The organism is Chryseobacterium viscerum, assembly GCF_002899945.2.
In the GTDB taxonomy this organism is placed as follows: domain Bacteria; phylum Bacteroidota; class Bacteroidia; order Flavobacteriales; family Weeksellaceae; genus Chryseobacterium; species Chryseobacterium viscerum.
Window position 1 is genome coordinate 145,250 of the sequence record NZ_PPEG02000004.1, and the last position, 20,722, is coordinate 165,971.

The following is a 20,722-nucleotide window of genomic DNA, read 5'->3' on the forward strand; positions in this document are numbered from 1 at the left end:
TCAGATAATAAAGTTTCTGGATTTGTTCTATTTATCAATGTTTTTGATATTATTAATAACTTTTTCCGCTTCCTTTTTTTCCTCAGAAGTCATTTTTTTCCAGATAAATCCTTTTTTGATATCATTTTTGTCAAAAAGCTGTGGGAAAATTCCTGCTTTAGCATCATCAAAAATATAGAAAGGGGTGATAGCGGGAAGAGGAGTGTCAAAACTATAAGGGTAATTATGGGAAACATTAAATGTAAAGTTTCCTACTTTGAATGTGTCGAACTGTTGAAATTTGTACGTTGAAGGCTGGTAAAGCTGTTCTTTTTCAAATCCTGTCATAAAGCTTCCCACCCGGAAACTTGGAATATATTTTTGGATAAGCCCAGGAAAAGATATCATTGAAATAAAAAATACACTGAGCGCCGAAAAAACAAGAATAGATTTTTTTTGATTAAAATATTCGTGAAACAGGACAAAGAATATCACGAAAAAAACATCTATAAAAAATCTGTATTGGGCTGAAAAAGCCAGGATCAATATGCTTTTTATCAACAATGAAATACAGATGAGGGTAATGAGTCTTCTTTTTTTGATCCATGCAAATATTGAAAAAATGCCTAAGCTCAGAATAAAAAGAATATTGATTTTTGATTTGATTCCGTCAAGAAAAAACCAGTTTTTAATATGATCGGCAGTTGAAAATTTCTGAATTTCCTCATAAGAATATTGCATGTCATATGTTTTCATGATTGCAAATTGTGAAGAAGTTTCTAAAGCTTTATGGCTGGGCTTCCAGAACATTCCTAGATCACCTATTGCTACAGGAAAGACAGGATAACCGAATGTCCAAATGTTTTTAATGAAGAACAATAATAAAATTGAACCTCCAAAAAGCAATTGTTTAAAATTTACTTTTAAAATAAAAATGGCGTTTAGGAAAACCAATATGGGCAGCCAAATCATGGTTGGCTTTATGGTAAAAACGAAAATTGAGAAAGCAAAAAAAAGTGGTGTTTTGTTATTTCCGGCTATAATTTCATTTAAAATAATTAGGGAGAAGATAATAACGGGAAGGTCGGGACTTGGTGATTGTGAAAACAATAGTAATATCGGGATGAAACAAAGGTGTATCCAATTTTTTCTTTCAATACTATAAAAAGTATAGATCATCAGTAATACAGCATTGATTCTTAAAAATGGGTCTGAAAAATTTGAAAATCCAGCCTGAAAAATATGCCAAATAGACATCTGCCCTAAGGTGAGATCTACATTAGAAATTCCTCTTATGAGTCCGTATTCTGTAAGCCATTGAATAGTGGGGATATAGTATCCGAAATGATCTAATATGTAAGGGTAAAATGAACCTGCAAATAAGATAATAAGATTTACAGCACTCATTAATATGAAATCTTTCTTTGAAAACGCATAGAATTCCTGATAGAGTTTATTTTTAAAGAAAAAGAATAATCCCAATACGATAGAAGGTATTTCAATATAGATGTTTAAAGGAATAAAAAAAGAGATAACAGTCCATATCAGGCTTATTCCCAGTATTCCTAATAGGATTTTTCCAGTGATTCCTTTATATAGTATTCCGGAAAAATTTCCCATGATTTCTCCCCAGCCTATTAAGACTGGAATGATGAAAATGGAAGAAAGCAGAATCAATAGCATAAAAAAAGATTGCTTAAAAATAAGCAATCTTTATATTGTATTGGGAAAATATTTATTAATGAGGTTGTACCCTTCCGTCTTTTCTATCCTGTGATCTACCAATGGTATAACCGGTTGCACCACCTACAACACCACCAATTACAGCTCCAAGACCTCTGTTTTTCTTAGCGATAAGCGCTCCGGCAGCGGCCCCACCTACAGTACCAATTACGGTTCCTTTGGCAGCTTTACTCCATCCTTTTTTCTTAGTGGTTCCTTGTGAAGTACCGCTTCCGTTATTGGCATAAGTTCCATTGCTGCTTCCTCCTGAATTGGAATTGGAGCTTCTGTCTCTGTATACTGTTCGTGTTTCTCTGATCACCTGTGGTTTTGAATTATTCTCAGCAACAGCTTTTGCTTTTTTGCTTTCTGATATACTATCTGCTTTTTTCTGGGCTTCATATACCAGTTTTTCTTTTTCAATGGCTAGTTTTTGCTTCTCTATTTCAAGTTGTTTAGCTTGAAACTCAAGTTTCTGTACTTCCAGTGATTTCTCGGCAGTTCTGTCATCTTTCTTGCAGGCTGTCATTAATAAGACGGATAAAAATCCTGCTAATACTATCTTTCTCATAATTCAAATTTTAATAAGATAAAGCCAAAACGACTTTGATTTTAGTTTTATTTCCAATTATGAAGCCAAATTTTAGTTAATGAGTGTTAAATTTGGTAAAGGAAAAGTGAATTAATTTTAAATGCCGGTCAATTTTGTATTGTTGATGGGGATTCTATGTGTTTCGTATTGAAAATTGGTTTTATGTTAAATAATTCGTCAGAAAGGAAAAATTGATTCTTTAAGCAAAATCTTTCATTGGTTTTTTACTGTTCAGGAAATTTATCAGGAACATTTGTAAGTTTTAATTCATGAATAATTTTTATCAAATTCATATAAGTTGATTAATTTTGAGTGCCAAATACTTTTAATATGAAAAAATCAATTTTTACAGTATCAGCATTTATTGGATTGCTGGCTGTTGCAACATCATTTTCCTCAAAGGAAGTTGTAGAAACCAATAAAGCATGTTCAGGAATATCTGATATTACCCCAAAAGCTCAGACTTATAAGATCCGTTATGGACTTCTTTCAAAAAGTGGAACAAAAATTCTTTCAGGAAATTATGATGTAGGAAGTTTTCTTGCTGAAAACATGGCTGCCGGAGAAGTGTATGATACTTATTATGGCGGTGGATTTCAGACGGTTCCGCAATATTACGATGGTCTTCCGGCAGGAACTTACACCTTTTCTGCTATGCAGGGTCAGGGAGGCTGGGTAGGTTATGGAACGGTAGTTGCTACAGTTTCTGATGCACAGGTAGATTCTGATGGATATATTACCGTCTATATTCCGATCATTTGGGAGGAATAGGCTTGTGAGCCCAAAAATAATTAGCTACATTTACGCTTTCCAAAAATGAAGATTTTTTAGTCAATAGGTGATTGTTTGTGGTTTTTATTTTGATTAAATATTTTTTATATTAAATAAAAACTAATATGTCTATATATTAATTGAAATTATTCACATTAATTTAATCTTCAGGATGCGGCTTTATTCTTATAAAGAATATTCATTCTTTTGTTCCGATGGTGTTTCCTAATTTCTACTTAAAGAAATAGGAGAATAAGGTTCATATTGAATGATTCTACAATATTCTGTTTAGATTTTTCTAAATAGATTTTTTTCATCATTTGTGTTTTTTAGGCCTCCTAACGGAGGCCGTTTCTTTTACTCCAAGCTTTATGAGTCTACAGATATAATAGATTTTTGGATACGGGTAACTTTTATACTAAAAACATTTCCCTTCCTTATTTTACCAAAAAGACTTCCCATGATGAGAAGCCTTTTATTATATACTATCTAATGTAGCCTTTATTTTACTGATTATGCGGTGTTTTCTGTTGATTTGGTAATTAAGAAGTTCAAAAATCTCATCTGAACTGGTAAAAATCTCCGGAACAATCTGATTGTTGATTTTTTTGATTCCCCGCCTTGTCATTGTATCATGTATCACTCTGGCAAATGATTCTTTTGCACTTTGTTTTGCTGTTTGCTGAGAAATTCCATTAGAATGAAGTCTGTATAAATATAAAGGTTCTTTGATGTATTTTATCTCTCCCTGTTCCAGTATTTTTAGATATAGATCCTGATCTACTGCATTTTTCAAATTAGGATTAATCCCCGAAGTTCTTATATAAGTTTCTTTCTTAAATATAAAAAAATGAGCAAACTGAGTAGGGCAGTTAAAGAAATATCGATTATTATAAATCTGCTTGGTGCCGGCATACACTCTTTCAGGAACAAGTTTTTCATCACAAAGCATCATCTGAGAATAAACGGCTACAAGATCATCTCTGCTGACGAATTCCTGAGTTGCTTTTTCCAGGGCTTCCGGATAAAGAGCATCATCCGGATCCAGAAAAGCACACAAATCTCCCTGAGCATAGGTCATGCATGCGGCTTTTGTAAAGCCGCAGCCTTTATTGATTGTATTATGGTAGAGTTTAAAACGGGAATCATTTTTGATCAAAGATTCTATAATCTCGACTGAATCATCTGTAGAAGCATCATCAATAATGATCACCTCCCAATTTTTATAGGATTGATTAATTAAAGAATGATAGCATTCCTTGAAATACTTTCCATTATTATAGTTGGCTATAAGTACAGAAAAATTTATCACGTTATTTTGAATTAATGATGTAAAATTATAAAATAATATACATGAAAAACATACCCTTGATCATCGTGTATCTGATATTTTTTTATTATATTTTGGAGATTATGGATATGAACTATATATTAATTATTGTTTATTGATGTAAGAGAGGTAATATATTGACGAATAATTATATAGTTAATGATTTGCATATGCTGTTTATTGTCTTTTTTTGAGAATTGCTATCAATAGGCTGAAAGAACTCATTGAAAAGAAATAACAATTTTATGATTATACTCATAAAATAAGAAGAAAGAGTGGTATATATTTGGGTAGAAATTAATAGATAAAATGATTTTTATCTCTGATATAAAATTTTTTTCATCATTTGTGTTTTTTGAGGCCTCCATTTATTGGAGGCTTTTTTTTGAAATAATGAACCTTGAAAATAATTTCATACTTCAAAAGGGGGTCTTATATCATAGAATGTTTCAAATTTTATTTAGTTTTATTCCGGCTGATATTCCTTTCCATTGCTGCCATGATATTTAATTTTGGGGATGAATGTAAGTAAGAAAGTATGTCAGTTTGTAGTTTATCCTATTTCTTATTGTCAGAGTGAATATTAAAAAAAACTTTATACTCTGAATATTAATTTTATTTTATTAAAATGTAAATTAATTTATTTTTAATACTTTTGCCGGAGTGTTAGATTTATCTGAAACTATTATAGGTAATTATGAAGGGGTTTTTAAAGTATCAGTAAAATCGGTTTAAAATACTGAATTGGTGAAATTGCTGCTGCAAGAATAAATTAATTTTTTTTCCAAAAATTAATATTCTTGGCACGATTTTTCAATATAGAAATGTAACTCATGTTTAATTTGAGTTTTCATGGTTATTAGTTTTTATCCTCGGAATTTCCGAGGATTTTTTTTTGTCCCAACATGATGCAGCTTCTAAATGCAAACTGATCCATCTAATTTTTGAATAGGATAATTTCCTAGCTCATCACATTTTATAGTATGTATTCATGTCTTTTTGGGAGTAGAAGAATTTGTTTTAAAGAATGTTTTTGCGAGAGTTCGATGTAATATTTGTGACGATAGATGTATATTGAAAATAAAAATCCCCACCGGATAGTGAGGATATTGATTATGGTAGGTTGGATAAATCGTCTAATTTGCTTTCTAAAGCCAGAACTTCACCGCTGTTATATTGATCTTTCTTGTCAAGTAGGGATCCTAAATAAATGATGAGTGAGTCAATTTGTCTTCTTGAAATAAAAACATTTTCTCTTTGAATTTCCTCTTCTATTTCTTCTACATATTCAAGTTCTTCATCATCTGACCTGTCTTGTATTTCTTTTTCATATTGCATTGCTGCTAATAATAAGCTTTTTTCTTCAGGGGTAAAGTGTATCATCAATATTTGATTTTAGTCTTACCAATATACGATTATTTTAAAGCGTTATTTAAAAATCCGGAGGACACTATTATTTTTCTTTGGATTCTTTAATCCCTTTTTTAACTGCGGTCTTTATTAACATGTAAAAGCCATACATGCTACAAAAGGCAATTAGTAGTAATATGATGGCCAAAATTATAATATGAGTTGATGATAATAATAAAAACATGGTTATATTTTATTTAGATATGAATATGATTTTTCGCAAATATAAAAATATACAGGTGATTAGCTTATAGTAATCTAAAAAAAGAAATAAATGCCTGCACTTTTTTGTCGGATATTGGAAAAATAGAAAACAAAAAAACCTCTAAATAAATTAGAGGTTTCTTATGAGGTACCTAGCGGATTCGAACCGCTGTAGATGGTGTTGCAGACCACTGCCTAGCCGCTCGGCCAAAGTACCATTTTTACCATTTTTGAGGTGTGCAAATATAGCAAAATTTCTTTATGAACAAAAATTTTTAAGCAATTTGTTTCTTTCCAAGATCGTCTATATCGCTTTTTGCTTGAATTTCAGCCTGATAATTTTTAATGTTAATAACTCTTGTTTCGCTCCATTTGTCATGCCAGCCATTTTCACCTAAGAAAGACAGCACATCAAAAGGGACAATTCTGGAAATATTTCTGATAAGATAATCATTAAAAGTAGGCTCGGTACCATCAATACAAATAACTTTACTTCCTGTAATATACTTCCCTATAGATCGACCTTTAGTAAAATATTCGATGAGAAGGGTATAGATGAAATAAACGGTAGAGGTTATCAGTATATCGGTCAACCTATCGACTTCCGACATTTTATAAGCGATATTTACGAAAAAGTAATTGCCTGTAAGTTCATATATTATGGATGAAATAAATCCGTAAACAAGGAAGATAAGAACGATTACAAGTCTGTCAATAAGAAGATTGGCAAACCTTGCCCATTTCTGAGATCTGTTTCGATCTACAACGACTAAATATTTTCTCATGGTTGGTTATTAGTTTTTTAGTTTTGTTTTTTATTTAAAATTTTAAAATCCGTTCACCAATAGTTTCAACGAAGCATTGGTATCAATAACGGCGGTGATTCCTGTATTACTGAGAAGAATTTTGCTTGGCTTAAGATTGAACACTTTTCCGTTCATCTTTAAACCTTTATAATATTCTTTGTTAAAGGCTTGTTCAATACTTTTTCTGGAAGCCTCTTCCATTTCCTGAGTTGGAATACCATATTCTTCTTCAATCATTTTTACGATCTTCCCCTGGAATAGGAGAGAGGCTGTTTTCTGCAGAATATTGGTGGTTTTCAGTTTGAATTTGGTTTCCGATAAAACAATTTTTCGTTTCATTTCATCATACACCGGAATTCCGGAAATAATGGACGTTCCTTTTATATAACCATCGGTCTGAGCCTCAATGACTACTCTGTTATCAACGCCATATACTCTGATATCCGTTACTTTCACTTTAGAATCACGGATATCAAATTCCTTGTTCAGAAAGGTTTTTCTGGCCATATTACTAGCTTCCGTGAAAGGAATATTGGCGGTGGTTTGTAAGATAAACTTATCCGCAACAGTAGGAGTGGTATTAAAGTTAGCAACATTGGTCACCGGTAAAGATGCTGCAGGCTTACTTCCTGTAAAAGTTTCGGAATAAATATCCACACCAAGAATCGCACTGATCTCATTTCCGTAGAATTTCAAAGGTGTAATATTGACCGTCATGGGGCTTACCTTCAACCATGTATTATATTCTTCCGAGATATTAAAAGGCTGCAGAAAAGTATTCCAGGCCATTAAGGCATATTGCTGGAAATTCAATTGCGTTGCCATTTGCTGGTCTATTGTTTTACAGAATTTTTCCTGCTGTTCTTTTAAGCTTTTTTCAACGATAGAAGTAATAGGAATCTGAATTCTTCCATAATCCAGAACAGGTTTGGTTACCCATCTGAAGCCGTTGGGTTGTGTATTGGTGATAATGGTCCAGTTATTTTTAAATGTAACGGTGGTATTGAATGACATTACCGTTTCAAAAGTGGTATTCTGATACGTATATACGCCCAAAGTACCAATCCCTTTTTCTGCCCATATTTTTAAGGGAACTTCAATTAAGAGATTCTGACTGGTTCCACCTACCAGACGAATAGGTCTGGTTTTCCAGACTTTCACCTTAAACTGATCATTGTTGTTGTCTGTATAAGAATCATCCTGATAAACAAGATCTTTCACAGAAGCATTGATCATATTACTGAGTTCCGAAAGAGGAATGGTCACAGGCATGGTAATACTGGACTTTATCTTTGGAAAGTTATAACTTGCCAGCTGATTATCAACGCTGTTCTGCCCGAAAGTGCTGATTCCTGCTACTAAAAATAATATTTTAACGAATTTCAATTTGTATGTTTTTTTAATGAACGAAAATAAGAATTTTAATTTTCCGGTTTAAAGCTTTTTTCAAGCTCAATGCTGGCGCCTTTCATTTCTCCCTCCATGGGTGGGGCTGTTTTCGTGATTTTTAATTTTATATAATCGATCTGTGGAAAGCTGTCGCGAATTTTTGAAATCATTCTTCCGGCTACATGTTCCAGTAGTTGGGATTTTATTTTCATTTCCTTATGGAGAATATAATTGATATCTGCATAGCTTATCGTATCATTCAGATCATCAGATTCTGCCGCTTTCCATAGATCGGTATGAAGTTCTACGTTCAGGATATAATACGTTCCGATAATGTTTTCTTCAGGGAGTACACCATGGTATGCATATATTCGTACATCTTCAAGATATATTTTGCTCATTGCTTCATATTTTATCAAGCAAAAATCGTCTTAATTCTTCAAAATCTGAATTTATTTCAACAGTTTTTTTCTGCTTTTTCATCAGTTCATTCAATGATCCCGGAATTCTAATCTGGGTATGAATTGCTTTTTCCACTGCATCGGGGAATTTCACCGGATGAGCAGTACCCAGAATAAACCCTTTTTGGTCAGGATTTTCTTGCAGATATTCTTCCATTGCAGCAAATGCAACGGCACTGTGAGGCTCCAGAATATGTCCGTATTTCCCATAGACTTCTGTGATGGTATTCATTGTTTTGTGATCATCAATGGAGTAGGCTGATATTTTATTTTTTAAGACTTCAAACTGGTGCCCGAAAAGCTCCAAAATCCTTACGAAATTGCTTGGATTGCCCACATCCATAGCATTGGATAGGGTAGGAACTGCTTTTTGTGGCTGATAGTTTTCGGTTTTAAAATAATCAGGAACCACATGGTTGGCATTACAGGCTGCGATAAAATGGCTGGCCGGCAAACCTCTGAAATGTGTTAGAAGCCCGGCACAGATATTTCCAAAATTTCCACTTGGGACACAGATGACAGGCTGTTCTTTATAATGCTGGATCCATTGTTTTAAGGCGATCAAATAATAAATCTGTTGAGGAAGCCATCTCGCAACATTAATAGAATTGGCAGAAGTAAGAAACAATCGACTGTTGATTTCTTCATCCGAAAAAGCCTGTTTTACAAGATTCTGACAGTCATCAAAACTGCCGTTTACTTCCAGTGCAGAAATATTTTCTCCTAATGCGGTCAGTTGTTTTTCCTGAACCGGGCTTACCCTGTTTTTGGGATACAGAATAACCACATTGATCTGCGGCGTTTTATAAAACCCATGGGCGACAGCACCTCCGGTATCTCCCGAAGTTGCGACAAGAACAGTAACTTTTTTTTGCTGATCTTTCAGAAAATAAGATAGGCAGCGGCTCATGAATCTCGCTCCAATATCTTTAAAGGCTAACGTAGGGCCATGAAACAGTTCCAGAATAGATATCTGCTCACTGATTTTTACCAGCGGAATTTCAAAACTAACGGTTTCTGCAACAATTTCTTTTAATATTTCTGAAGGAATTTCATCTCCCACAAAATCTTTCATGCATTGGTACGCAATTTCTTCGTTGGAATACTGATGGAGGTTTTGAATAAATTCATCGTCAAACTGAGGAATGTTTTCAGGAAAAAATAATCCTTTTTCTTTTCCCTGACCTTTTATAGTTGCTTCTCTGAAATCTACTTTTTCCAAGGAATCTTTTAAATTATAATATTTCATTTTTGTTTTTTTAGGGTTAAGCTTCTTCAACGATTTCAATGCCTGCAGGATTTATTTTTGAAACATAGACTAGACTTTCTATTTCAATCTCATCATACACTGATTTCATCATTTGGGAGATTTTTTCTGCGGTTTCCTTTTTCTCTGCTAACATGAAAATGGAAGGTCCTGATCCGGATATTCCGCCTCCTAGAGCTCCCAATTGCAGACTTTTTTCTTTAATTTCGTCGAACTTTGGAATCAGAATACTGCGGATAGGCTCAATGATGACATCGTGGAGACTTCTGCCAATCAACGGAAAATCATTTTTCTGAATCCCTGCCACCAGTCCGGCTATATTTCCCCATTGTTCAACAGCACTTTTCAATGTGATATTTTTCTTTAAAATCTGTCTTGCATCCGAAGTTTTCACTTCCACCTGCGGGTGTACTGCGGTTACAAATAAATCAGGACTATTCAGGGGAATAATATCAATTGGATTCGTTGATTTTACCAATGTAATTCCGCCATAGATGCACGGTGCTATATTATCTGCATGACGTACTCCTGAAGCCAGCTCTTCACCAAACATGGCAAAATGAATCATTTCATCCTTTGACAGCTTATTTCCTAATAATAGATTGGCTCCAAGAGCGGCTCCTGCGGCACTTGCCGCGCTGGAGCCGAGCCCGCTGCCGGGTTTTATATGTTTATGGATAATGACTTCAAAACCGTTTTTCAGATTAAAATATTCCTGAATTTTTAATAAGACAATACCGGCAACATTCCTTGAAGGTTCTTCAGGAAGTCCAAAAGAGTCAGTATGTTTTATAATAATTTCCGGGGTTTCCAATAATCTGAATTCCATCTCATCGTATGGCTCATGAACTGCCATTCCTAAGATATCAAATCCACAGACCAGATTGGCAACAGTAGCGGGTACTTTTAATTTTACTTTTTTCATAATTGTATTTTTAAATAGAACGAATAATATCTGCGAAAACTCCACTTGCCGTTACGTCAGCTCCGGCTCCGGCTCCTTTGACCACCAAAGGCTGTTCGGAATATCTGAGAGTTTTAAAAATGACGATATTGTCCTTGCCATAAAGATGAAATAGATCACTGCCCGGAGCGATATGCTGTAAGCCTACTTTTGCTTTTCCCTCTTCAAACTCTGCGACGTATTTTAATATTTTGCCTTCATTTTTAGCATGATTCAATAAGTTTTTAAAATGATCTTCATATACTGTAAGCTTTTCATAAAAGTCAGCAACGCTTCCCTGCATACATTCTTCCGGCAGAAAACCTATATTTTCAATCTCTTCAAACTGAAGCGGATATCCGGCTTCTCTTGCAAGGATTAAAATTTTTCTTGCCACATCAGTTCCCGAAAGATCAAGTCTTGGATCCGGTTCTGTATATCCTTCTTGCTGAGCCTGAGCTACTACTTCGGAAAATGTTCTGCTGCCGTCATACTCATTAAAAACAAAATTCAATGTTCCACTTAAAACAGCCTGGATAGATTGAATTTTATCTCCGCTTTTGATAAGATCGTTGATCGTTCCTATGACCGGAAGTCCGGCTCCTACATTGGTTTCAAAATAAAAATTGCAGTTGTGGTTTCTTGCTGTGTTTTTTAAAGATTTATATTTTTTTATATCTGAAGAAGCTGCAATTTTATTACAGGCCACGATATTAACACTTCTTTTTAAGAGGCTTTCATAGATTTCCGGTAGGTCAGAACTTGCAGTCACATCAACGAAAACTGAGTTTCTGAGATTCCTGCGTATAATTTCCTCAGCAAATTTCGATGGAGAGGCTTTTTCGCCCTGTTGATTCCATATAAGGTACTGTTCATAAGATATTCCATTATCCGAAAATAGCATATGACGGCTGTTGGAAATCCCAGCAATTCTCAGATTGATCAAGAAGTTTTCTTTTAAAAAAGCATTCTGGTCATAAATCTGCTGGATCAGTTTTGATCCTACATTTCCAGTTCCGCAGATATAGACATGGATTTGTTTAATTTCAGATTCAAAAAACTCTTCATGAAGGACATTCACTGCTTTTTTGCTGTCTTTTTCTGAAATAACAATACTGATATTTCTCTCTGAAGATCCCTGTGCAATCGCTCTTATATTGATCCCGTTATTTCCCAGACATCCGAACATTTTTGCACTTACACCACTTTTACTTTTCATACTTTCTCCCACCAGCGCTACAATGGAAAGGGTGGTTTCAATTTTTATAGGATATACTCTTTTCAGATTAATATCATCGGCAAAAGAAGAATTTATTGCATTTTCAGCGCGTAATGCTTCTTTCTCATCAATAGCAATGGTGATAGAATGTTCTGAAGATCCTTGTGTAATGAGGATTACATTAATTTTTTCATGACTCAAACACTGAAAAAGTTTGGCAGAAATCCCCGGAATTCCTACCATTCCACTGCCTTCCAGTGTGAGCAGGGCAACGCTGTTCATATTGGAGATACCTACCGCAATCTGTTTTTCATGATCGGATGATTTCAGATGGGGAGAAATTAAAGTTCCCGGAGCGGCAGGATCAAAAGTATTTTTAATGATCAAATCTATATTCTTAATCATGACAGGCTGAATGGAAGGGGGATAAAGTACCTTAGCTCCGAAATGAGAAAGTTCCATCGCTTCATGATAAGATATTTCTGCAATAGGTTTAGCATTGGAAGCAAGACGGGGATCAGCGGTCATCATTCCGCTTACATCTGTCCAGATCTGAAGTTCTTCTGCTTGTATAGATGCCGCTATAATGGATGCTGAATAATCAGAACCGCCTCTTCCTAATGTTGTTGCATTGTTTTTTTCGTCGCAGGCTATAAAACCAGGTCCCACAATGATACGATTTTGATTTTCATTAAGAAACCTGACGATATTACTTTCTGTGCATTCAAAATCTACTTTTGCATTGGTAAAATTGCTGTCTGTTTTGATCAGATCTGCAGAGTTCATCCAGACACAATCTAATCCTTTGTGCTGAAGTCTTGCTGCTATAATTTTTGAAGAAAGAAATTCTCCATAGGATGCCACTTTATCTTTGATCCTGTCCGTAAGTTCACCAAGAACAAAAATTCCATTGTAAAGATCTTCGATGTCATTGAAATGCTTTTTAACAAAGCTTAGCCAGGAGCTTTGTTCTGTAATTGAGAACAGTTCTTTGACGAGGTTGATATGTTTTTCTTCAAGATTCTGAACAATCTGTATATAACTTTCATCTTTAATGGAAGCATTTTCTGCTGCTTTGATCAGCTGGTCGGTAACACCATGAAGAGCTGATACGATTACAACGACCCTGCTTTTTAAAGATTCACTTTTTATGATATTTTCTACCAGTAATATATTCTGAGAATGGGCGACTGATGTTCCGCCGAATTTTAAAACTTTCATCAATTATTTTTTTGAAGTTGGGTAAAAGGAAATGTTGCCTCTTTTAAAAAAAGAGTACAGGTACCGGAAATAATATGTGAAAATTTACCCCGTTATGGGGTAGTTGTTGTAGTTGTGAATGTAGAAACAGAAGATCCGCCTGAAATAGGTGATTTCAGGGCAGGAATATCAGATATGTTTCTTAATAAACTCATTGTTACGGAACAAATGTACAAATTATTTTGGAACAGCCAACTTATTAGCATCATAAAATATATTTCCTTTTTTTGGAGATATATTTGTTGTAATTGATTAAAAATGTTATATTTATCAGATTAACTAATAACGAAATAACCATGAAAAATTTAAAGAAAATTTCTCGAAAAGAGTTAGGGCAAATCAGTGGAGCAGCATTCAGATGTGATGGATGTCCTACTGGAGGAGGGTATGGCCCAGGACCTAACTTTGCGCATTCTTGCGAAGAATATGATGCATTACCGGGACGCTGCAAATCCTGTGTATTCGTAAGTTCACAATGTATCTATCCTGAAGGCTAATCAAAAAAAATAATATGAAAAATTTAAAAAAATTAAACCGCCAAAATCTGAAATCAGTGAGTGGGGGAGATGTGAATAACTGTTTTGAAAATTGTCCTGCCGGACCTTACGGACCAGGTGAGCCGAGATCATGTGATGATTATAATGCATTACCGGCATGTTGTAAAGGAAGGGTGTTGGTGAGCTTTGAATGCTCCGGTCCTTATTAATTTTTAACGACAAAAAGGGTGTTGTTCTTTTATTACCAAATACTAAAATTATTACAATATGAAAACAATCAAAAAACTATCAAGAGAGGATAAAAAAAGTATCAAGGGTGGCTTCACTGATGTTCAGATTGAAGCATGTGGAGGAGAACAATTTGTATGTTTCCGTGGAGGAGGAAAATGGGGATGCTGGCTGAAACCGGGAGGAACCTGCTATGCACCAATGCTGTAAGTATTGGCTGCTTGTACTATCCAATGGAAAAAATCAAAACTTAATTTAAAAATTAAAACGACCATGAGAAATTCAAAAAAACTAAACAGAGCAAATTTAAGAGCTATTATTGGAGGTGGAGGAGATACCTGTGCTGTAGACCTTGATTGCGGGCCAAGAGGTTGTGCAGTATGTACGGATTTGAAAGGGAGTAAAGTTTGTTTTTACTTTTTTCCTTATGATCCATCTATTCCTGGCAGCTGTCCGGTTCTTGAGAGCTAGAAAAATAGTAAAGAGTATCAATTTGTTGTAAAAAATATCAAAATCAGAATTTAATTAAAACTACTATGAAAAATTTAAAGAAATTGAACAGAAGGAATTTAGAACAAGTGAAAGGCGCTGGCGTTTCTCGTTGTGACGGTTGCCCTACCCACCTTGTTTTTGGGCCGGGTTCATCCAATGATCCTTCGTGTGAGGCCTATTGGCATCTGTCAGAAAACTGCAGAATGTGTGTGATGGTAAGTGTAGATTGCTTTGTTGCGATTACTGCTGACTAAAATAAAAAAGCACTGTGAAAACAGTGCTTTATTTTTTTAACAGTTATCGGGAATATACATTCCTCTTGGTACGCAGATCAATTCTCCATTACATCCTGAACCACAGGTTTCATGTATTTCGCAGTTTAGGTTACATATACCACTGCCTCCGTTTACATTTTTAAGACTTCTTCTGTCTAATTTTTTTAGATTTTTCATATTTATTATTAGTTTGAATACTAAATATAATAAATATTGAATAACAAAAAAATTATTTTATGCTTTTTGAAAGATCAAGCATTGCCTCAATCGGTTTCAATGCTTTTAATCTTAATTCTTCTTCGATAAGAATTTCAGGAAGCTCGTATTTCATACATAAATACAATTTTTCCATTGTATTACGCTTCATATAGAAACATTCTGAACAGTTACAGCTTTCATCAAAAACCAGGGCAGGGATCAATTCCTTGTGAGGAGCACGTTTTCTCATTTCGTGCAGAATTCCTTCTTCAGTGGCAATGATAAACTTCTGACAGTCGTCTTTTTCTACGTAATCTAATAGGGCAGAAGTGGAACCAATAAAGTGAGCAAGTTTCAGTACAGCTTCTTCACTTTCAGGGTGAGCAATCATTTTTGAATCCGGATTGTCAGCCAGCTGCTGAGCAATTCTTTCCATTGAAAAAGCTTCGTGTACAATGCAGCTTCCATCCCAAAGAATCATATCACGTCCTGTTTTTTTAGATAAATATCTTCCCAGGTTTTTATCCGGTGCGAAAATAATAGGTCTGTCTTTCGGAAGTGCTTCAATGACTGTTTCAGCATTTGAACTTGTTACGATAATATCACTTTCTGCTTTAGTTTCTGCATTACAGTTGATGTAAGTAGCAATTAAAGCATTCGGGTGCTGTTCACGCATTTTTCTTAATCCTTCTCCGGAACAACCGTCTGCCAGAGAGCATCCGGCCATGGTGTCAGGAAGAACTACTTTTTTAGTTGGGTTCAAAATTTTTGCAGCTTCCGCCATGAAGTGTACTCCACAGAATACAATCATGTCAGCATTCGTTTCTTTTGCCTGTCTTGCCAGCTGTAAAGAATCACCCAGGAAATCAGCAATATCCTGAATCTCCCCCGGTTGGTAATAATGGGCAAGAATGACAGCATTTTTTTCCTCTTTAAGTTTAAGAATGGCTTTTACCAGTTCTTCTCCCTGAGGGATGGCAATATCTTTTATATCCAAAAATCCTCTGACAGGAATTGCAGATTTAGCTTTTTCTAATGTTTCGGTACTCATATCAACCTCAATTTTTTATTATCAGAAGCTAGAGGTTAGAAATTAGAAGTTAGATTTTGAGTGTAGTATTTTACTCCCATCCTCCTGCTTCCATCTTCCAGCCATTAATTACTGATAAAACTTTTTATTAAACTTTCTATTTCTTCTTTAGCTGCATCAAGATCTTCATTAATCACAATCTTGTCAAACTCGCTGGCGTAGGTCATTTCTTCTTCTGCCTTTGCCACACGGGTTTTGATGGTTTCTGCATCATCTGTATTTCTTGAAATCAATCTTCGTTCCAACTCTTCAATGGAAGGCGGTTCTATAAAAATAGACAGCGCTTTTTCTCCAAAATATTTTTTTAAAGAAATTCCTCCTTTTACATCTACATCAAAAATAACAACTTTTCCCTGATTCCAGATTTTTTCTACTTCAGATTTTAAAGTACCATAATATTTATCAGTATATACTTCTTCATATTCTACAAAAGCCTCTTCAGAAATTTTCTGTCTGAACTCTTCCGGGGTCAGAAAATGATAATCTACTGTATGAACTTCACTTCCTCTCGGCTGTCTTGTGGTACATGAGATAGAAAATTTCAGTTCAGGAAATGTTTCCAGAGAATGCTTTACCAATGTAGTTTTTCCGCTCCCTGATGGTGCTGAAAATATAATTACTTTATCCATTTCTATGGGTTTCGGGTTTCGGGATTGTGAGTTTCGGGTAGTGATTCCTTAGTATTTGCACTCGGAATTATTACCTCGCATCTCGAACCCCGCAACTTATAATACGTTTAATGTTTGTTCTTTAATTTTTTCCAGGTCATCTTTCATCATTACAACCAGTTTCTGGATTTCTGAATGATTGGCTTTAGAACCTAAAGTATTGATCTCTCTTCCGATTTCCTGAGAAATAAAGCCTAGCTTTTTCCCATTGAAAGATTCATTATCCATTACTTCTTTATAATATTTTAAGTGCTGGGTAAGTCTTACCTTTTCTTCAGAGATATCAAGTTTTTCAGTGAAATAGGCCATTTCCTGGTAAAAACGTGTTTCATCAACGTTTTCAAACTCTTTCAAAGATTTCTGATAACGCTCTTTCACGCTGACAATTCTTTCTTCTTCAAAAGGAATTACTGCTCCAAGATATTTGTCAATATTCTGAATATTCCTGTTTAATTCTTCGTGTAAGATACTGCCTTCAGTCCTTCTGAATTCTTCGAATCGGTCAACGGCATTATTGACAATTTTTGCCAAAGATTCCCATTCACCTTCCGTCAGTTCATCAGGTCTTGATGTGATGGCATCAGGAAGTCTTACCGCCATTTTAAGATATTCGAAATTGGGTCCGTCTGAAGCTATGTTTTTAAGTTCGTTGATGTAAGATTCAATTAAGTTTTTATTAATTTTTACATCATTGGACTCTTCAAGATTCTCAATATTGACATAGCAGTCTACTTTTCCACGGATAATTCTATCATTAAGAATTTTTCTGATTTCAAATTCTTTTTCTTTATAACGTAAAGGAATTTTGATATTTAAATCAAAGCTCTTGCTGTTCAATGATTTAATATCTATTGTAATTTTTTTTCCTTCAAAAACATCTTCGGCTCTACCGAATCCGGTCATTGATAAAATCATAGTTTTTTATTGTTCTACAAAGATAAACATTTAAGTCTATAATATAATACGATGAACCTTCAACGTACATGATCTGATTATTTAATTTCAAATTTATTTTGAACCATTAAGAACATATCAGTTGTTAAGTTTAATTAAGAAAAAAAATCTGATAGATTTTTATAAATAGTATGCTAAAAGCGAAGCTCCTCTTAATATTCTCAAATTCTTCATTAAAATCTTAATGGTTTAAAATAAGCGGTACTTTTCTTTTGTGCAATTCGTGTTTAAAAATAAAAATTGAAATGAGCTCATTTTCGTAAATTAGCGCTGTGAAAAAGAAAAATTTGATTTCTGTAGTAGGACCCACTGGAATTGGTAAAACGAGACTGGCTATTGATTTGGCTCAGCATTTCAATACGGAAATTATTTCCTGTGATTCCCGCCAGTTTTTTAAGGAAATGAAAATAGGAACGGCTGCACCTTCTGAAGAAGAGTTGGCTGGAGCACCTCATCATTTTATCGGAAATCTTTCAGTGGAAGAATATTATTCTATCGGTCAATACGAAGAAGACGCCCTTCAACAACTGAATGAACTTTTTAAAACTCATGACACCGTCATTCTTGTCGGCGGAAGTATGATGTATGAAAAAGCGGTGATAGAAGGACTGCATGATCTGCCGGAAGCCAATACCGAAAACCAGGAGAAGCTTCAATCCATTATGGAGCAGGAAGGTATTGAAAAACTTCAGGAAATTTTGCAGGAACTGGATCCCGAATATTTCAGTGTGGTAGATATTCACAATCACCGCAGGCTTTTGCGTGCCATAGATATCATCTGGCAAACGGATCAAAAATATTCTGAACATATTGCTGTTTCCCAAAATGGCAGAGATTTTAATGTGATCAGAATCGGAATAGAAGCTCCAAGGGAAGAACTGTATGAGAGAATCAACCGAAGAGTGGATATCATGATGGAAAATGGACTGCTTGATGAGGTGAAAGGTCTTGAACAATTTAAAAGTCTGACGGCTTTGAATACAGTAGGATATGCTGAATTGTTCAAGTATTTTGATGGAGAATGGGATCTTGATTTCGCGGTTTCAGAAATTAAGAAAAACAGCCGCAGGTATGCAAAACGTCAGTTGACATGGTATAGAAAGGCAGATGATATTCATTATTTACAGTTGGGATATTCTCAAAATGATTTTGAAGACTTGCTTCAATGGATTGCAGAGCAGTTTCAGAAGTAAATTTTACCTGAATTATTTTAAACCATGAAGGAGCTATTAAGGTGTTAAGAATATTAAGAAAGCTTTGCCTTATGAAGTATTGTCTTAAAAATCAATCAGATTTTTTTTCTTAATTAAGCTTAACAACTTATATGTTCTTAATGGTTCTCCTTTCATTCTGACGAAGGAAGAATCTTATTGATTGTTTTTAAAGATTCTTCATTCCACTTTGTTCCATTCAGAATGACAGTACAGAGATAATGAATGAGGAGATTTTAATATTGAAAAAAATGCGGTCCTAAAAAGAACCGCACTTCAACAAATATAATTTAATTTACTACTTCCAACCGCCACCTAGCGCTCTGTATAGATCTACAATGCTGCTTAATCTCTGTCTTTTAATGGAAGCAAGATTCAACTCTGCCTGTAGGGAATTTCCCTGTGCTGTAATCACTTCCAGGTAATTGGCTGAACCTCCTTTGTAAAGAAGTTGTGCACTTTTAATTCCATCTTTCAATGTAGTCGTTTGTTCTGTTGCTTTTTGTTCCTGAACTTTTAAATTTTCATTGGAAACCAACGCATCAGAAATCTCTCCTACAGCATTCAATACCGATTGACGGAAAGCCAGAACATTTTTTTCTCTCTGAATTTTTGCTACTGCAAGGTCTGTTTTCAATTGTCTTTTCTGAAAAATAGGCTGGGTAATTCCTCCTAAAACTGATCCGAACAGTGAGGCCGGAATCTGAAACCAGTTATCAATTTTGAATGAATTTACACCACCGTTGGCTGTAATCTTCAATGCCGGGTACATATTGGCCTGCGCCACTCCTACCATAGCATTGGATTCTAATAAAACCAACTCCTGCTGACGTACATCCGGTCTACGGCTTACCATAGCTGCCGGAAGTCCTGCAGTAATATTTTGAGGTAATGAAGTATCAGACATTTCAATCGTTCTGTTTACTTTGTTAGGAAGTTCTCCTGTCAGAATGCTCAATGCATTTTCCTGAATGGCAATATTCTGTTCAAGTTGAGCAATCAGAAGTTCAGTTGCCTGTTTCTGTGCTGCTGCCTGCTGAACCCCTAAAGAAGTGTTATCACCACTTTCCCACATTTTTTGTGTAATCATCAGGGTATTGCTGCTCAATTCAAGATTGGATTTTGCAATGGCCAATTGTCTGTCAAGCATCAACAGGTTGTAATATCCCTGTGCTATAGCTGCTACCACCTGAGTTTGAACAGCTTTTGAACCTTCATAGGTTTGAAGATACTGCATTCTTGAAACTTCCCGCTGGTTTTTGATTTTCCCCCAAATATCAGCTTCCCATGAAAGGTTGAAAGCTGCATTGTAGTCTTCAACATGGCTTTGTCCTAAAAATAAATTTAAGCTTTGCCCATTCATGCTGTTTTTGGAAGGTTTTGAAATCTGTCCGCTCACTCCGAAACCAACATCCGGATATTGCATATATTTTGCCTGTTTCAGTTTTTCCTGTGAAGCAGCCACCTGCTTTAAGGCAATCTGAAGGTCATAATTATTTTTAATTCCTTTTTCAATCAATCCCTGTAAAATAGGATCGCTGAAAAACTGTTTCCACTCCAGATTGGCTATACTGGCAGTATCTGCAGTTGCGGTGTACTGGAACTTTTCCGGAAGAGGAAGCTCGGGTTCCGTGTATGCCAGTTTGGACACACACGAAACAGAGCCTATAGCCAGCGCAAATGTTAGAATAATATTTTTTACTCTTTTCATAGTTTTTAAACTTTTAATTGAATACAAAACTTAGAGAGGTTTCTG

The 20,722-nt window shown here is 35.0% G+C and carries 22 protein-coding genes and 1 tRNA gene; 7 read left to right on the top strand and 16 right to left on the bottom strand.

Annotation, left to right across the window (positions count from 1 at the left end; translation table 11 throughout):
- Positions 1 to 27: 27 nt before the first annotated feature.
- Positions 28 to 1,662: an LIC_10190 family membrane protein gene (locus C1634_RS10005; protein WP_165835304.1), complete on the bottom strand. Its 1,635-nt coding sequence runs from the start codon at positions 1,660 to 1,662 to the stop codon at positions 28 to 30.
- 55 nt (positions 1,663 to 1,717) lie between these two features.
- Complete coding sequence (locus tag C1634_RS10010; protein ID WP_103235293.1) at positions 1,718 to 2,272, bottom strand: YMGG-like glycine zipper-containing protein; 555 nt, start codon at positions 2,270 to 2,272, stop codon at positions 1,718 to 1,720.
- Positions 2,273 to 2,623: 351 nt separating this feature from the next.
- Between C1634_RS10010 and C1634_RS10015 the strand changes: the two genes are divergently transcribed.
- Positions 2,624 to 3,064, top strand: coding sequence for a hypothetical protein (locus C1634_RS10015; RefSeq protein WP_103235294.1), 441 nt, complete (start codon positions 2,624 to 2,626; stop codon positions 3,062 to 3,064).
- 478 nt (positions 3,065 to 3,542) lie between these two features.
- On the opposite strand, the gene C1634_RS10020 is transcribed toward C1634_RS10015, so the two are convergent.
- From C1634_RS10020 to thrA, 9 genes are all read right to left on the bottom strand, one after another.
- A complete protein-coding gene (locus C1634_RS10020) occupies positions 3,543 to 4,376 on the bottom strand; it encodes a glycosyltransferase family 2 protein (RefSeq protein WP_103235295.1) in 834 nt (277 codons plus the stop codon).
- Between the two features lie 1,131 nt (positions 4,377 to 5,507).
- The gene (locus C1634_RS10025) at positions 5,508 to 5,777 is read right to left on the bottom strand and encodes a hypothetical protein (RefSeq protein ID WP_103235382.1); all 270 of its coding nucleotides are present in this window, start codon (positions 5,775 to 5,777) and stop codon (positions 5,508 to 5,510) included.
- A gap of 377 nt (positions 5,778 to 6,154) precedes the next feature.
- Positions 6,155 to 6,225, bottom strand: a tRNA-Cys gene (locus C1634_RS10030).
- 58 nt (positions 6,226 to 6,283) lie between these two features.
- Positions 6,284 to 6,793 (bottom strand): RDD family protein, encoded by a 510-nt coding sequence (locus C1634_RS10035; protein WP_103235381.1) that lies wholly within the window; start codon positions 6,791 to 6,793, stop codon positions 6,284 to 6,286.
- A 42-nt stretch (positions 6,794 to 6,835) separates the two neighbouring features.
- Positions 6,836 to 8,200, bottom strand: coding sequence for a DUF4403 family protein (locus C1634_RS10040; protein WP_103235380.1), 1,365 nt, complete (start codon positions 8,198 to 8,200; stop codon positions 6,836 to 6,838).
- 35 nt (positions 8,201 to 8,235) lie between these two features.
- Positions 8,236 to 8,604 (bottom strand): dihydroneopterin aldolase, encoded by a 369-nt coding sequence (folB, locus tag C1634_RS10045; protein WP_109738451.1) that lies wholly within the window; start codon positions 8,602 to 8,604, stop codon positions 8,236 to 8,238.
- A 4-nt stretch (positions 8,605 to 8,608) separates the two neighbouring features.
- Complete coding sequence (gene thrC / locus C1634_RS10050) at positions 8,609 to 9,913, bottom strand: threonine synthase (RefSeq protein WP_103233147.1); 1,305 nt, start codon at positions 9,911 to 9,913, stop codon at positions 8,609 to 8,611.
- Between the two features lie 16 nt (positions 9,914 to 9,929).
- Positions 9,930 to 10,856, bottom strand: a complete 927-nt coding sequence (locus C1634_RS10055) for a homoserine kinase (RefSeq protein ID WP_109738351.1) — start codon at positions 10,854 to 10,856, stop codon at positions 9,930 to 9,932.
- A gap of 10 nt (positions 10,857 to 10,866) precedes the next feature.
- Positions 10,867 to 13,314 (bottom strand): bifunctional aspartate kinase/homoserine dehydrogenase I, encoded by a 2,448-nt coding sequence (gene thrA / locus C1634_RS10060; protein WP_103233136.1) that lies wholly within the window; start codon positions 13,312 to 13,314, stop codon positions 10,867 to 10,869.
- A gap of 335 nt (positions 13,315 to 13,649) precedes the next feature.
- Here thrA and C1634_RS26560 point away from each other — a divergent pair, with 335 nt between their 5' ends.
- From C1634_RS26560 to C1634_RS25805, 5 genes are all read left to right on the top strand, one after another.
- Complete coding sequence (locus C1634_RS26560; protein WP_103233137.1) at positions 13,650 to 13,850, top strand: bacteriocin-like protein; 201 nt, start codon at positions 13,650 to 13,652, stop codon at positions 13,848 to 13,850.
- A 14-nt stretch (positions 13,851 to 13,864) separates the two neighbouring features.
- Positions 13,865 to 14,059, top strand: a complete 195-nt coding sequence (locus tag C1634_RS10070; RefSeq protein WP_103233138.1) for a bacteriocin-like protein — start codon at positions 13,865 to 13,867, stop codon at positions 14,057 to 14,059.
- A gap of 58 nt (positions 14,060 to 14,117) precedes the next feature.
- Entirely contained in the window at positions 14,118 to 14,288 is a 171-nt protein-coding gene (locus C1634_RS25985) for a bacteriocin-like protein (protein WP_153816328.1), read from the top strand.
- A 63-nt stretch (positions 14,289 to 14,351) separates the two neighbouring features.
- Positions 14,352 to 14,549, top strand: coding sequence for a hypothetical protein (locus C1634_RS10075; protein ID WP_103233139.1), 198 nt, complete (start codon positions 14,352 to 14,354; stop codon positions 14,547 to 14,549).
- 65 nt (positions 14,550 to 14,614) lie between these two features.
- Positions 14,615 to 14,824: a bacteriocin-like protein gene (locus C1634_RS25805; RefSeq protein WP_449397295.1), complete on the top strand. Its 210-nt coding sequence runs from the start codon at positions 14,615 to 14,617 to the stop codon at positions 14,822 to 14,824.
- A 36-nt stretch (positions 14,825 to 14,860) separates the two neighbouring features.
- Here the strand turns inward: C1634_RS25805 and C1634_RS25990 are convergent, their stop codons facing one another.
- The 4 genes from C1634_RS25990 to C1634_RS10090 form a co-directional block, all read right to left on the bottom strand.
- On the bottom strand, positions 14,861 to 15,022 hold the full coding sequence (locus C1634_RS25990; protein ID WP_153816329.1) for a bacteriocin-like protein: 162 nt from the start codon (positions 15,020 to 15,022) through the stop codon (positions 14,861 to 14,863).
- Between the two features lie 52 nt (positions 15,023 to 15,074).
- The gene (gene nadA, locus C1634_RS10080; RefSeq protein WP_103233140.1) at positions 15,075 to 16,094 is read right to left on the bottom strand and encodes a quinolinate synthase NadA; all 1,020 of its coding nucleotides are present in this window, start codon (positions 16,092 to 16,094) and stop codon (positions 15,075 to 15,077) included.
- Positions 16,095 to 16,198: 104 nt separating this feature from the next.
- A complete protein-coding gene (gene gmk, locus C1634_RS10085; RefSeq protein ID WP_103233141.1) occupies positions 16,199 to 16,762 on the bottom strand; it encodes a guanylate kinase in 564 nt (187 codons plus the stop codon).
- Positions 16,763 to 16,858: 96 nt separating this feature from the next.
- Positions 16,859 to 17,716, bottom strand: coding sequence for a YicC family protein (locus tag C1634_RS10090; protein WP_109738352.1), 858 nt, complete (start codon positions 17,714 to 17,716; stop codon positions 16,859 to 16,861).
- A gap of 311 nt (positions 17,717 to 18,027) precedes the next feature.
- On the opposite strand from C1634_RS10090, the gene miaA reads away from it, so the two are divergent.
- Entirely contained in the window at positions 18,028 to 18,948 is a 921-nt protein-coding gene (gene miaA / locus C1634_RS10095; protein WP_109738353.1) for a tRNA (adenosine(37)-N6)-dimethylallyltransferase MiaA, read from the top strand.
- Between the two features lie 316 nt (positions 18,949 to 19,264).
- Here miaA and C1634_RS10100 read toward each other — a convergent pair whose 3' ends face one another.
- Complete coding sequence (locus C1634_RS10100) at positions 19,265 to 20,677, bottom strand: efflux transporter outer membrane subunit (protein WP_103233144.1); 1,413 nt, start codon at positions 20,675 to 20,677, stop codon at positions 19,265 to 19,267.
- Positions 20,678 to 20,722 lie beyond the last annotated feature (45 nt).